Annotated in this window: 11 protein-coding genes; 2 read left to right on the forward strand and 9 right to left on the reverse strand. The window is 35.5% G+C overall.

The features are described 5' to 3' along the window. Window positions 1-227: 227 nt before the first annotated feature. Window positions 228-2087 carry a CocE/NonD family hydrolase gene (locus DEU39_RS11705; RefSeq protein WP_120232039.1) on the forward strand — a complete coding sequence of 620 codons (1860 nt, stop codon included), beginning with the start codon at window positions 228-230 and terminating at the stop codon, window positions 2085-2087. Window positions 2088-2260: 173 nt separating this feature from the next. Here the strand turns inward: DEU39_RS11705 and DEU39_RS11710 are convergent, their stop codons facing one another. The 3 genes from DEU39_RS11710 to speB form a co-directional block, all read right to left on the reverse strand. Then, window positions 2261-2869, reverse strand: coding sequence for an alpha-ketoglutarate-dependent dioxygenase AlkB family protein (locus DEU39_RS11710; protein WP_062674782.1), 609 nt, complete (start codon window positions 2867-2869; stop codon window positions 2261-2263). Window positions 2870-3177: 308 nt separating this feature from the next. After that, a complete protein-coding gene (locus DEU39_RS11715; protein WP_123279305.1) occupies window positions 3178-4020 on the reverse strand; it encodes a bifunctional helix-turn-helix domain-containing protein/methylated-DNA--[protein]-cysteine S-methyltransferase in 843 nt (280 codons plus the stop codon). A gap of 70 nt (window positions 4021-4090) precedes the next feature. Beyond that, on the reverse strand, window positions 4091-4948 hold the full coding sequence (gene speB, locus DEU39_RS11720; protein ID WP_062674087.1) for an agmatinase: 858 nt from the start codon (window positions 4946-4948) through the stop codon (window positions 4091-4093). Between the two features lie 212 nt (window positions 4949-5160). Here speB and DEU39_RS11725 point away from each other — a divergent pair, with 212 nt between their 5' ends. Beyond that, window positions 5161-5820, forward strand: coding sequence for an HAD family hydrolase (locus tag DEU39_RS11725; RefSeq protein WP_120232041.1), 660 nt, complete (start codon window positions 5161-5163; stop codon window positions 5818-5820). 82 nt (window positions 5821-5902) lie between these two features. Here the strand turns inward: DEU39_RS11725 and DEU39_RS11730 are convergent, their stop codons facing one another. The 6 genes from DEU39_RS11730 to DEU39_RS11755 form a co-directional block, all read right to left on the reverse strand. Further along, window positions 5903-7297: an arginine decarboxylase gene (locus DEU39_RS11730; protein ID WP_062674083.1), complete on the reverse strand. Its 1395-nt coding sequence runs from the start codon at window positions 7295-7297 to the stop codon at window positions 5903-5905. 122 nt (window positions 7298-7419) lie between these two features. Then, window positions 7420-8295, reverse strand: coding sequence for a tyrosine-protein phosphatase (locus DEU39_RS11735; RefSeq protein ID WP_120232042.1), 876 nt, complete (start codon window positions 8293-8295; stop codon window positions 7420-7422). 179 nt (window positions 8296-8474) lie between these two features. Continuing rightward, window positions 8475-9122 carry a thiamine diphosphokinase gene (locus DEU39_RS11740; protein WP_120232239.1) on the reverse strand — a complete coding sequence of 216 codons (648 nt, stop codon included), beginning with the start codon at window positions 9120-9122 and terminating at the stop codon, window positions 8475-8477. After that, window positions 9112-9681: a cob(I)yrinic acid a,c-diamide adenosyltransferase gene (locus DEU39_RS11745; RefSeq protein WP_041461407.1), complete on the reverse strand. Its 570-nt coding sequence runs from the start codon at window positions 9679-9681 to the stop codon at window positions 9112-9114. The genes DEU39_RS11740 and DEU39_RS11745 overlap by 11 nt, the downstream gene beginning before the upstream one ends. A 180-nt stretch (window positions 9682-9861) precedes the next feature. After that, window positions 9862-12282 (reverse strand): TonB-dependent receptor plug domain-containing protein, encoded by a 2421-nt coding sequence (locus DEU39_RS11750; RefSeq protein WP_120232043.1) that lies wholly within the window; start codon window positions 12280-12282, stop codon window positions 9862-9864. Between the two features lie 346 nt (window positions 12283-12628). Next, window positions 12629-13213 (reverse strand): hypothetical protein, encoded by a 585-nt coding sequence (locus DEU39_RS11755; RefSeq protein ID WP_120232044.1) that lies wholly within the window; start codon window positions 13211-13213, stop codon window positions 12629-12631. Window positions 13214-13285 lie beyond the last annotated feature (72 nt).

Raw genomic sequence — 13285 nt, forward strand, 5'->3', positions numbered from 1 at the left:
TACTTCTGTATATATTTTGATAATGGCCGGATCTTTCCGGCTATTTCTATGGGGCAACCTGAAATATAATCCTGAGCTCCGTTACAACTGAAGATATAATATTCCCCTCCTCCGGAGGGGTGGCGAAAATTCAAAGAATTTTTGACGGGGTGGTTTTTACAACAACCTTTTAAACAAGATTATTAATAAACATGTTTTTATTTTTAAATTAGCGGTAAATTTTTTTTATGAAAATCCATATTTCAGTATTATGTATTCTTTTTTTCATTCTTGGAAAAGCTCAGAAAACGGAACAGAAAGATACCTTCGTTAAAGACAATTTCACCAAGAAAGAATTTTATATTCCAATGCGTGATGGCGTGAAACTTTTTACTGCGGTATATATTCCGAAAGATATATCGAACAAAAACAAATATCCGTTCCTGATGCAGAGAACCTGTTACAGCATTGCACCGTACGGAGAAAGTGAATATAAAGCAAAGGTAGGTCCCAACACGTATCTTATGAAAGACAAGTATATTTTCGTGTATCAGGACGTACGCGGAAGATATATGAGTGAAGGCACTTTTACCAATATGACTCCGCAGGTGGAGCGCAAAACCAAAAAAGATGTTGATGAAAGTACGGATACATATGACACCATCGAATGGCTTTTGAAAAATGTGAAAGATAACAATGGTAAAGTAGGCCAATTCGGAACATCATACCCGGGATTCTATACTGCTGTAGGAACGTTGTCACAGCATCCTGCTTTGGTAGCTTCTTCACCACAGGCACCGATTTCCGATTTCTGGAATGACGACTTCCTTCACAACGGAAGATTTATGCTAGGTTATTTCAGAACATTTCCTGTTTTTGGCGTTCAGAAAACACAACCGGAAAAGCAGGCATGGTATATGGATTCTTTCATCAAACAGACTTCTGAAGACGGTTTGAAATTCTACAGAGATATGGGTACGCTGAAAGATGGATATGAAAAATATTACAAGAATAATTTCTTCATGACAGAAATTATGAATCATACCAACTACGATGAATTCTGGCAGAAAAGAGGTCTTCTTCCTCACCTGAAGAATATTAACCACGCTGTAATGACTGTCGGAGGATGGTTTGATGCAGAAGATCTTTCTGGTCCTCTGAATATTTATAAAACTATTGAAAAGACAAGCCCTAAAGCTAAAAACACCATAGTAATGGGACCTTTTTCCCATGGCGGTTGGTCTCAGGAGCAGGGAAAACACTTCCACAGTGAAACGTATTTTGGAGATAGTATTGCTACTTACTACCAAAAAAATATTGAAACAAAATTTTTCAATCATTACCTGAAAGGCAATACCAAAGAAGATGCAGGACTTCCTGAAGCGCTGATGTATGATACCGGTGTTAAAGAATGGAAAGAATTTGCTTCTTACCCACCGAAAAATGCTCAGAAAGTGAATTTCTATCTTTCTGATAAAACCCTGAAGAAATCATCCGGACAAGGATATTCTGAATATTATAGTGATCCTAACAATCCTGTTCTAAGCTCAGATCATTTAAAAGACTTCAACGGTTTCACTCCCAAAAATTATATGTCGGAAGACCAGAGATTTGCTGTAGGAAGACCAGATGTATTAACATTCACTACCGATGTATTGACTGATGATATTACATTTGCCGGAGAGATTATGGCTAAACTGAATATTGCATCCACGTCCACAGATGCCGATTTTGCAGTAAAACTGATTGATGTTTATCCTGAAGATTTTAAGCCTGCAGAAAAGAAAGAAGGCGTTATCTATGGCAACTACCACCAGATGGTAAGAAGTGAGATCATGCCTGCAAGATTCAGAAATACCAAAGAAAAGGGAGAAGCTTTGGTTCCTAACCAGAAGACGGCTGTTAACTTCAGACTTCAGGATGTAGTTCATACGTTCAAAAAGGGACACAAAATCCAGATTCAGATCAGCAGTACGTGGTTCCCACTTTTCGCCATCAATCCACAAAAGTTTATGGATAACCCGAATTTTGCCAATAAAGAAGATTACACCAAGGCATTTATCAAAGTATATAACGACAGCTCTATTGAAGCTGATGTTTTAAAATAAATTGAAAGAGCTGTTCGTTTGAACAGCTCTTTTATTTTTGAGGAATTGAAGTTTTTGTTTTTAGGTTTTGGCTAAAGCCCGATGATTTTGTTCTTTTTGTTTAAGTGGGCTAAAGCCCACTTCTATTGATAAAGGTAATAAACAAAAATTGTGGATAAATATTCTTTTAAAAACTATTCTTCAATGGTTCTGAAGGTCAGGTTTACTCTGGGTGTTTTCACTTTTGTAGTGGGAGGAAGTCTATGAAGCCAGTGGTCCTGAGTGGTTCCTTTCATAATTAATAAGCTTCCGTTTTCGAGGAATATTTCTGCCTTTTCTTTGGTTGTTTTATGTTTGAATAAAAATTTTCTTTCCGCTCCAAAGGTTAAAGAAGCAATAGCTCCATGTTTCTTCAGATCTGTTTCCCCATCGCTGTGGTAAGCCATACCTTCGCTTCCGTCGTGATATAAATTGAGCAGACATGAATTGTAGGTTTCGCCCGAAACTTCTTCACATTTTTTCTTCAGTTCCAGTAATTCGGGAGTCCAGAATTGGGCATATTTTGTTCGTTTCGAATAGGTATATTCAAAAGCTTTTTCTCCAAACCAGGCTACTTTCCTTTTAGTTAAAATTAATTTTCCAAAAATCAGTGCTTCATCATTTTCCCACGGAATCTGGCTGAGCAGATAATCATAGTAAAAATCTGATTGTTCTTTGGAGAAAACCTTACCGTAATAATGAACAGTTCCATCATGGGGAAGGATATTCAGTGGATAATCTGATATTTCTTCGAAGAGACTCATCATAGTTTTCTAATTAAATGTTTTTATTATTAAACACAAATTACACCAATGTTTTTTCACAAATGACACGAATTTTATATCAATAGAAACAGACTTTAGTCGAAATTTAAATTTAATATTTTTCAACCGCAAAAGTCACAAAAGATTCTTTCATTAAACACAAATGGCACCAATGTTATTCACAAATGACACGAATTTTATATCAATCGGAAAGAACTTAAGCCCATTAAAAAAAATAATCTAATCCATTGGCTTTAGCCAAAACTTAATAATGTAGATTCCTTTTGTGCCTTTTGTGATAAAATATTTTAAGAGTAAATATGGGATCCTTCCCAACCTACAATAAGCTGCTTCCTATCACTTCCCCATCTGTAACCTCCCAGATGCCCTGTAGACTGAATCACGCGGTGACATGGAATAAGAAATGCAACCGGATTACTTCCGATAGCCGTTCCAACAGCTCTGGAAGCTTTAGGATTCCCAATTTTTTCTGCCAGGCTGCCATACGTAGAAAGCTTTCCCATCGGAATGGTCAATAGACTTTCCCATACTTTCAACTGAAAATCGGTACCTTTTAAGTGTAGTTTTATTGTGTTGAGTTTTGTCCAGTCTTTATCGAATATGGACAGTGCATTCTTTTGAAGAGTATCCTGTTTTTCAATAAAAGAAGCATTGGGAAACTTTTGCTTCAGTTCCCCGAATGCTTTTTCTTTATCGTCTTCAAAAGCCATATAGCAGATTCCTTTTTCTGTAGAAGCTACTAATAAATTCCCGAAAGGACTTTCGGAAAAACTGTAATGAATACTGAGGCTTTTTCCTCCGTTTTTATATTCTGCCGGAGACATTCCTTCAATCTTTACAAACAGGTCATGAAGCCTGCTGGTACTGGAAAGGCCTGTCTCATAAGCGGTATCAAATAAACTTGCTTTTTCTTCCTTCAATAAATTTTTAGCATGTTCAAGACTGATGAACTGTAAAAATTTTTTCGGACTTGTTCCTGCCCAATCTGTAAAGATCTTCTGAAAATGAGCCGGGCTCAAGTGAATATTCTCTGCCACTTCCTCCAAACTTGGCTGAAGCCTGAAATTGCTCTGGATATATTCTATCGCCTTGGCAATTCTGTTATAATCTATCTGACTTTGTGTGGATATCATATTATTGTTTTTACCTCACAAATTTCCAAAGAATATACGGCAGAAAAAATCCGATTCTTGCGGAATATTAGTTGTTGTTATAAATATCGTAGTAAGCAAGCATTTTGTAATATAACTTCGCAGAAAGGAAAGCCGTTGGCTTAGCCATTGGAGAATCCATCAATTCTACAATGTCAAATGCTACTACGTTACATTTTTCAAATACTTTTCTTAATAATTCCAGAGTTGGATACCATTGTAATCCACCTGGCTCAGGAGTTCCTGTAGATGGAGCAATAGAAGGATCAAAAGCATCTAAATCTATTGTGATATACACATTTCCTGATACTTTCTCCAATACATCATTGATCCAGTTTTCGTTGTTGGCAATTTCGTGAGCAAAGAATACTCTTCCTTCAGGTAAATATTGCGCTTCTTCAATATCCATAGAACGGATTCCCACCTGCACTAAGTTATGCTTCTGATTTGCTTCAAAAACTGCACAAGCATGGTTGGAAGTAGAACCGTGGAACTCAGGACGTAAATCTGTGTGAGCATCCAACTGAAGAACAGTAAGGTTTTCAAACTTCTCTCCTACCGCACGGATAGAACCGATAGAAACAGAGTGCTCTCCTCCAAAAAGAGTAAATAATTTACCATCATTGTTCAAAAGTTCTTTTGTTTTCTGATAAACCGCTTCCGTCATTGCTTCCGGTGAAGAATTTTCAGAAACTTCTCCTGCTAAGTAAACTCCCTGTAAGTAAGGTTCTGTTTGAGTTTCAATATCGTAAAGCTCCATGTTTTCGGAAGCGTTTAAGAATAATTCCGGACCTTTATCAGCTCCTTTCCCCCATGTTGAAGTTCCATCATAAGGAACAGTTACCAACATTACTTTCGAATTCTCTAACGTTGCGTTTTCCTCGGGAATTCCTGCGTATGTTCTCATGCTTTATTTAAAAATTTTAATGTTTTAAAATTGAAATATTGACCACAAAGATACAAAGAGTTTATGAGTTGGAGAGTAAGAGTGTAGGAGAGTTTATGAGGATCAGAATTTACCACTCATAGTATATTATCTTCTACCTAAAACCTATCATCTGTTACCTCTTCCCTTTCCACTCTCGACTCAAATAGCTATTTTTGTATAAAACTCATTATATGCCTTTAAAAGCTGTACTTTTCGATATGGATGGAGTCATTGTAGATACGGAACCATTACATAGAAAAGCTTATTTCAAAACTTTTGACGAACTGGAAATTGTAGTTTCCGAGGAGCTTTACACCTCTTTTACTGGTGCTTCCACCAAAAGAGTCTCTGAGACATTGATTAATGAATTTAATTTAGATCAGACTTATGAAGCCATTGCAGGAATCAAAAGATCTCATTTCAAAGATTATTTTGATAATGATGATGAGTTTGACTTAATTCCTGGAGTAAGAAAACTGATCGAGCATTATCACGAAAATGGAGTCAAGCTGATTCTGGCTTCTTCTGCAACGATGGTAACCATCAATATGGTTTTTGAAAAATTCGGACTGGAGCAATATTTCAGTGGAAAGATTAGCGGCGCCGATTTAAAAGAATCAAAACCTCATCCTGAAGTTTTCTTACTGGCGGCAGAAATGGCCGGAGAACCTGTTGAAAACTGTATGGTTATTGAGGATTCTACCAACGGAATTCTGGCAGCTCACAGAGCAAAAATTTTCTGTGCCGCATACAGAAGTCCACATTCTAAAAATCAGGATTACACGTTAGCAGATACAGTAGTTTCTGATTATGAAGATCTGGAACTGGACAAAATTTCAAAATATTTTTAGATAAAAAAGCTCTCAGAATCTGAGAGCTTTTGTTTTCTATAAGTTTTGGCTAAAGCCAATTGACTTTTCTATGATTGTAAAATTATTTATAACCAAGAAGTTTCAATACATCTTCAGGTTCCTGTTTTTCACGGAAAATTTCGTATTGCAATTCACCGTTTTCATCTTTCTGAATCAGGACGTGTCTTGGCTGAGGCATCAGACAGTGGTGTACTCCACCATATCCTCCGATGGTTTCCTGATACGCTCCAGTGTGGAAAAATCCGATATACAGAGGTTTTGTATCACTGAAGACCGGTAAATAAATTGCGTTAGTATGCTGTTCTGAGTTATAATAATCATCCGAGTCACAAGTCAGTCCTCCAAGGAATACTCTTTCATACGTATCTTCCCAACGGTTAAGCGGAAGCATGATAAAGTGTCTTGAAATTGCCCATGTATCAGGAAGAGTGGTCATGAAAGAAGAGTCAATCATATTCCATTTTTCTCTGTCGTTCTGACGTTTCTGAGAAATAATTTTATAAAGATTTGCTCCACTTTCCCCTACGGTAAAGCTTCCGAACTCAGTATAGATATTAGGTTCTTCCACCCCTTCTTCTTCACAGAATTTTTTGATCTGTGAAACGATTTCTTCTACCATATACTGATAGTCATAATCAAAGTTCAAAGAAGTTTTGATTGGAAAACCACCTCCGATGTTCAATGAATCTACTTCAGGAGCGATTTTCTTCAAACGTGCATATACACGAAGACATTTGTACAATTCATTCCAGTAGTAAGAAGTATCTTTAATCCCGGTATTGATGAAGAAGTGAAGCATTTTCAATCTTGCATTCGGATGTTCTGCGATCTTCTGACTATAGTAAGGAATGATATCTTTATATCCGATTCCTAGTCTTGAGGTATAGAATTCGAACTTCGGTTCTTCCTCTGATGCAATTCTGATTCCGATATTAAAGGTAGAATCGATGCTTTCCGTAAGTTTATCCAATTCTCTGTAATTATCAAGAATCGGAGTAATATTTTCAAAACCGCTGTTGATCATATCTGAAATCTTTGCCAGATAATCATCAGTTTTGAAACCATTACAGATAACTTCAATATTTTTATCTACTTTCTCTTTTTCATAAAGAGACTTTACAATATCCATATCATAAGCAGAAGAAGTTTCTATTGAAATATCATTTTTCAATGCTTCTTCCAATACAAAATTAAAATGACTGGATTTTGTGCAGTAGCAGTAGGTATAATTCTTTCTATATTCGGTTTTTTCAAAAGCTTCTTTAAACCAGCTTTTTGCTTTCTGAATATTTTGGGAAATTCTCGGCAGATAGCTAATCTTTAGCGGAGTGCCAAATTGTTCAACTACGTCCATGAGTGGAACGTCGTGAAACAACAAATTGTTCTCAGAAACATTAAATTCCTCCGTAGGAAAATATAATGTCTGATCAATAAGTTCCGAGTACTTTATTTTCATTTCTAAACAAGTGAATTAAGAAATGCAAAATTGCTAAAAAACTTTCATTTTTAGGTGTTAAAATTATTATAATTTTAAATAAACACCCAATATTGAATCTTGTAGAAATTTATCTCTGATAATCAATACGTAAACTTTTGAATATATTCATTCCTTTTGGCATCTGAAATCCCTAATACCTGCTGAATATAGCCATCTGTAGAACCATACTTTTTATTGATCTCCTCAAAAGCTGCATCAAGATATCTTTTTTCTACCCAACTCAATTTTTCCAGCACCTGTAAATCCATTTTAGGATAGAGGAAATGTAAGGTATTGGCAAGGCGTAATCTTTTTTGAACAAGATTTTTTCTGTAATTATTGGATAAAAGATATTCGTTGTAAATAGTCTCTTTATCAAATTTCAGAATGGTAAGAATTAATGCGGTGGTAATTCCGGTTCTGTCTTTTCCTGCGGTACAGTGGTAAAGAATCGGATCTTTGGACTCCAGAATTTCTGTAATAATCTTTTTTATCGTTTCCGGGTTTTCTGTCACATACTCACGATAGAAATCAATCATTCTTTTATCTGCGTCGGAAGCGTTTACTTTGCCTTTAAGAACGAGCTTCTTGGCCTGAGCCAGTTGATCTCCTTTATCTTCAAACGCTGAATATTTTTTGTAATCCGTTTCTGAAGGTAGCTGATCCGGTTTTTCAGCAATTTCCTTTGAGTTTCTAAGATCAATAATTTCTTTGATCCCGAGTTTTTCAAAATCGTCAAAAGATTTCTTTTTAAGCTTATGAAGATGGGCACTCCGGTAAAATTTTCCTTCTTTTAAAGTTCTTCCATCTGCATTTTTGATATTTCCTACCGTACGGAAATTAATTACTTTCTTGATATGAATTACTTTTTCAGTTTCATTTTTTCCATATTCGGGTGTTTCAAAATGCTGTGTTTTGCATGAGAAAATACAGCATAATGAAATGGTAAAAACTGATATTTTGATTAGTTTATTCAATGGTTTTTAATAAGTTTTGGCTGAAGCCAATGGATTCTTGTATTTTTATTATACGGACTGAAGCCCGTTCCGATTGATATAAAATTCGTGCCATTTGTGAAAAACATTGGTGTTATTTGTGTTTAATGACAGTCTTTTTTTACAATGGGTAAGGCCCATTTCTATTGATTATAATCACTCTAATAAATTGTCGGATATTCAATCTCCTTAATCCCTACAAAAAATAAGACATCCCCTGATTCATACTCTATAGAAACCTCATCTTCAACAGCGAAATTCCGGGTTCCTATTCTTGAAGTGATGCTTAGACTTTCATTGGTCAAAGGCCAATTGAGACCTTTTGTTGTGATATTATTTACTGATGGAAAAGGATATAGAGAGATCATTCTGTTTTTAACTCCTTTCAGTGTGAAATAATGGGGAATAAAATAATACTCTGAAAATTCATCGTAAAATTTTATTTTTATCTGCTCTTTGAATCCATAGGCAACAGTAAGATTTCCCAGAAAATGATCCTGTTCGCCTCCACTTCCTCCAAAAACATCAACTTCTGAAAAACCTCTTTCCTGAATGATTTCCAACGCTTTATGAAAATCTGTTTTTTCCTGATCTAACGTAAGGATAAATTTCCCTTCATACATATCTTCATCTGATCCGGAATGAGAATCAAAATCACCGGAAATAAAATCCAGCTTATTCAAAGGAAAGCTCATTCTTTTTAAATAATGGAAAGCCCCGTCTGTACAGGCAATCAAATCATAATTTTCCGGATCGGGTAATGATTTTGGAGCATCACCGTTGATGAAAAGTAATGCCTTATCTCTCATTCGGATTCCAGTATTCTTCCGGTTCATTGTTCAGTTTTGAAATATATCTGGCCAATACAAAAAGATAATCTGAAAGCCTGTTTAAATATTTAATCAATTCGGGACGAACTTCTTCTGATTCATTCAGAAATACCAGTGAACGTTCTGCTCTTCTGCAGATGGTTCTTGCTGCGTGTAAAAAAGTTGCCGGTTTTCCTCCACCTGGCAGGATAAAATACTGAAGCGGTTCCAGCTTTTCATCAAAAGCATCCATCCATTGTTCCAACTCTTCAATTTCTGTTTCTGAAATAATAATCGGAAGACGTGATTTCCCGTTGGCAAGCATCAGCTTATCCACAGGGGTTGCAGCCTCTGAACCTACAGTGAATAAATCAAACTGGATTTTCTTCAGCTGTCTCAACACTTCTTCATCTTCGATATGGCTTTTTGCAATTCCGATGAACGAATTCAGCTCATCTATATTTCCATAACTGTCTACTCTTGCACTGGCTTTGGAAACTCTTGTTCCGCCATACAATGCAGTCTGACCTTTATCTCCTGTCTTTGTATAAATTTTCATAGTACTAAAATACCTTTTTTTATACAATGTAAAAAGTAAAATGTAGTAATAACTTCCTGTTCTATCTTAAAAAATAAAACTGACATTAGAAATTAATGTCAGTTAGTATTTGCGTAGATGGCTTTTATATCTTTTGGGGTTACTTTCCCTATATTGAAGCACTAATTATTTATTTATACATTAAAAAGTGTAATTAACATTAAGCTGAAAAGTGGTTCCGTTAAATCCAAACTGGTTGACCTCCCACGGATATTTGAATCTTCCTCCAAGATCTGTCACTACATCTCCCTTGCTGTCTATCACATCCGGATAAATATTAAATAAATTATTTACCACTCCGGAAACTTTAAGATCATTCGTGATTTTATAGGTTAAAACTATGTCTGTAACTACTTTACCAGAGAATGTCTGATCTTTGGCAGGATCCGTGGCATGCTGCCATGTAACCGAACCAAAATATGTATTATTAAGGTTAAAATTAAACTTGGTAATGTCATACGAAAGACTCAGAATCGTTTTTGTTTTTGGTCTTGCAGAGATGATTCTGGATTGTTCTTTTCTATCAAAAAAGTTTTCTGAGTAACCATTTTGAGCCAAAATCGGTGGAACGGCAATATTATCTACTATTTTAGTTTCGTTATAATTGAAAGCAGCAATAATTCCCAGTTTTCCCTTGCCAATAGCAGAAGTATAATAATTAGCTACAAAATCTACCCCTTCAGTTACCGTATTCACAGCATTGGTGAAAAACTTCAGAGAGGTTATTTTGTTATTGTTTAATATTACTTCTACAGGGTTTGTTAGGTCCGGACTTCCCGGAGCACCGGTTTTGTATCCAATATCTCCAGAGAAAAGTACCCTGTCTTTAATTTTTATTCTATAATAATCTGCTGTAATAGTAAGGTTTTTAAAAGGTTTTACGGCCAATCCTCCTGTAATGTTAAAGGCTTTTTCAGCATTTAATTTAGGTACCCCAAGGTCAGATCTTATAATTTGAGAGTCGTTATTAAAAGTGCCCTGATTAGCAACCGTATTCCCTGTAATTTTGGTTTGAACATTAGAATAATAAATCTGGTGTAATGAAGGAGCACGGAATCCAGTAGAAACAGATCCACGGAAAACCAATTTATCATCTAGTAATTTATACCTTGCATTTCCTTTCCATGAAACATTATTTCCGAAATCACTGAAATTTTCATACCTCACCGTTCCTCCAACTAATAAGTTTTTCGTAACATCCCATTCCGCATTCAAATAAGCTCCGATATTCTGACGGTTTTTATTGACTTCATTTTGAGGCTGCAGTCCTGGAAAAGATTCTGCACCACTTCCTATATAAGATGCTTCTTCTCCTGCTTTTGCCTGATAATTTTCATTACGTACTTCAGCTCCGGCTCCTAAAACAAGCGCACCAAAATCCCGGCTGATATCTACGTTTCCTATAATGTTACTGAACTGGTGCCCACCTGCTTTAAAATAAGTTGGTGAACTTGCTCCTAAAGAAGTATTAATGGTATTTGCTACAGCATAATCTACGGCATTAGAACCAAAGGTTGCACTTCCATCAAAACTCCATTTTCCAAACATACCTTTCCATCCGGAAGTTAAATTATAATCATAAACATCTGTTTTAAATTCCGGTTGAAATCCGTTGTAAGGTTGTCCTTTTGGAGTTAATAAACCAAAATCTGAAGTTACCCAATAAGGTGTTCTATACAAAGCAAAACTGGTCCCATTTCTGTAAGTCGTACCCCCAAAAGCATAAAATTTGCCTGTTTCACCTGTTGGCAATTCAAAATTCACAAACATATTGCCCACTTTGGTCTCCGGCTGCCCTATAATCATTCCTAAACCGGGATTGGCCTGAGTCCAGGCATTATCCACGCCAAAAAGTTCATCTTTTGTAACAGAACCTGCGCGGTTTGTTTTATTTTGAGAGGAAAATCCGAATGTAAGATTCAGACTTCCGGTTTTTGCTACTTTGATTCCCGTATTAAAATCTGCTCCAATATTAAAACCGTCTCCTTTTGAAGTAATACCTGAAAAAACATTGACAGTGCTTTTCCCTACACTGTTCTTAAGAATAATATTAATGACTCCTGCAATAGCATCAGATCCGTATTGTGCAGACGCTCCATCCCTCAGGACCTCTACGTTTTGTAAGGCTGCTGAAGGAATACTTTTCAGATCTGTACCTACTTCACCTTTTCCCGGCGTATCGTTTACATAAATTAAAGCACTTTGATTTTTTCTTTTACCATTCACCAAAACCAAGGTTCTGGAAGGTCCTAATCCTCTTAAATCTGCCGGATCAAAGTGAGCTGTCGCATCAGAAACAGTTTGTTGTGATGAATTAAAAGAGGGAACAGCATAGGTTAAAGCTTTGTCAAAAGTAACCTGACCTGTGGATTTTAATTGTACGGCGGAAATATTATCAATAGGAATTGCTGAGGTAATGATGGTTCTGGGCTTTGTTCTACCCGTGGTAACCACCACTTCATCTATTTTATTTTGTTTTATGCTGTCCTGAGCATATCCCATAACACCAGCTCCGCTTAATACTAAGACATAGATTTTTCTATTAAATAAATTTTCCTTCATGTTAATTGTTAATTATTCAATAAAACTAATGAAAAAATTAACATTAAATACAAAAATAAAAAATACAATAATAATCTTATTTAATATTTGCGAAAACTATGCCATTTCATCAAATAACAAATTAATACACGAAACGTAAATTGATTTATTAATAACATGAAAAAAAATAAATCATTAATGTCACATTTGCATAAAAAAATCAATCCCTTAATATCAGAAAAATAAACATGATTTAATTCGTTCTGACATGTAGTTTTCAGACGGATTGAGATTGCTTTGACTATGACCGCAATGAATGAAATGACCAGGAATAAAAAATGGCCGGGAGAAACCGGCCATATCCAAATTATTTATTTACCTCTACGTATTGTATGATGGTCTGATTTTTTGGGTTGTAGATAATAGTACTACTGTTCGGAAATCTTTTCAGTTTATAATACTGAATGTTTTTATCAGATTTAATATCTTCCAGAATACGGGTATCAAAAGTATTGTCAGGAAGAAATTTCGATATAAAACTTATTTTATCAATGATATTCTGGCCATCGATCTTACGGGCAGTTTTATCAGATTTATTTTCATCAGAAGTAGGCTGGCTTTCTAAAAACGGAAGTAAAACTGCAATATCAGCTTTATATTTAAAAATATATCCTTCAGGCCTTCCGGGAATTTTGATTTTCTTTCCTTTTTCTTCAGAAACAATAGATGCTCCAGTACTTGGGAAAACAGTATTAAACTTAACATCCTCAGAGTTGGTTAAAGAATTGATAGATTCATTGACCGTCTTCTTTACGGTTTCTTCCACCACCTGTTGTGTTTTTTGCTGTACAGTTTCAGTTGTTTTATGAACGGTCTGATCTATTTTTTCCTCTATCTTATTGCATGATACTAATAAAAAAGCAGTAATAACAGGCAAAATATACTTCTTCATAATTCTAATAATGGCGGTTTTTTATTAATATACTTTTCTTCTAACGCAAAAGTAGGGATCAATATTTTAAGA

Origin of the sequence: Chryseobacterium sp. AG363, from assembly GCF_003610675.1 — a bacterium.
GTDB classification, from domain to species: domain Bacteria; phylum Bacteroidota; class Bacteroidia; order Flavobacteriales; family Weeksellaceae; genus Chryseobacterium; species Chryseobacterium cucumeris.

Excerpts from the sequence above, each read along its gene's own strand:
- DEU39_RS11705 (WP_120232039.1), top strand. The coding sequence starts at position 228 with ATGAAAATCCATATTTCAGTATTATGTATTCTTTTTTTCATTCTTGGA.
- DEU39_RS11710 (WP_062674782.1), bottom strand. The coding sequence starts at position 2,869 with ATGAGTCTCTTCGAAGAAATATCAGATTATCCACTGAATATCCTTCCC.
- speB (WP_062674087.1), bottom strand. The coding sequence starts at position 4,948 with ATGAGAACATACGCAGGAATTCCCGAGGAAAACGCAACGTTAGAGAAT.
- DEU39_RS11725 (WP_120232041.1), top strand. The coding sequence starts at position 5,161 with ATGCCTTTAAAAGCTGTACTTTTCGATATGGATGGAGTCATTGTAGAT.
- DEU39_RS11730 (WP_062674083.1), bottom strand. The coding sequence starts at position 7,297 with ATGAAAATAAAGTACTCGGAACTTATTGATCAGACATTATATTTTCCT.
- DEU39_RS11740 (WP_120232239.1), bottom strand. The coding sequence starts at position 9,122 with ATGAGAGATAAGGCATTACTTTTCATCAACGGTGATGCTCCAAAATCA.
- DEU39_RS11745 (WP_041461407.1), bottom strand. The coding sequence starts at position 9,681 with ATGAAAATTTATACAAAGACAGGAGATAAAGGTCAGACTGCATTGTAT.
- DEU39_RS11750 (WP_120232043.1), bottom strand. The coding sequence starts at position 12,282 with ATGAAGGAAAATTTATTTAATAGAAAAATCTATGTCTTAGTATTAAGC.
- DEU39_RS11755 (WP_120232044.1), bottom strand. The coding sequence starts at position 13,213 with ATGAAGAAGTATATTTTGCCTGTTATTACTGCTTTTTTATTAGTATCA.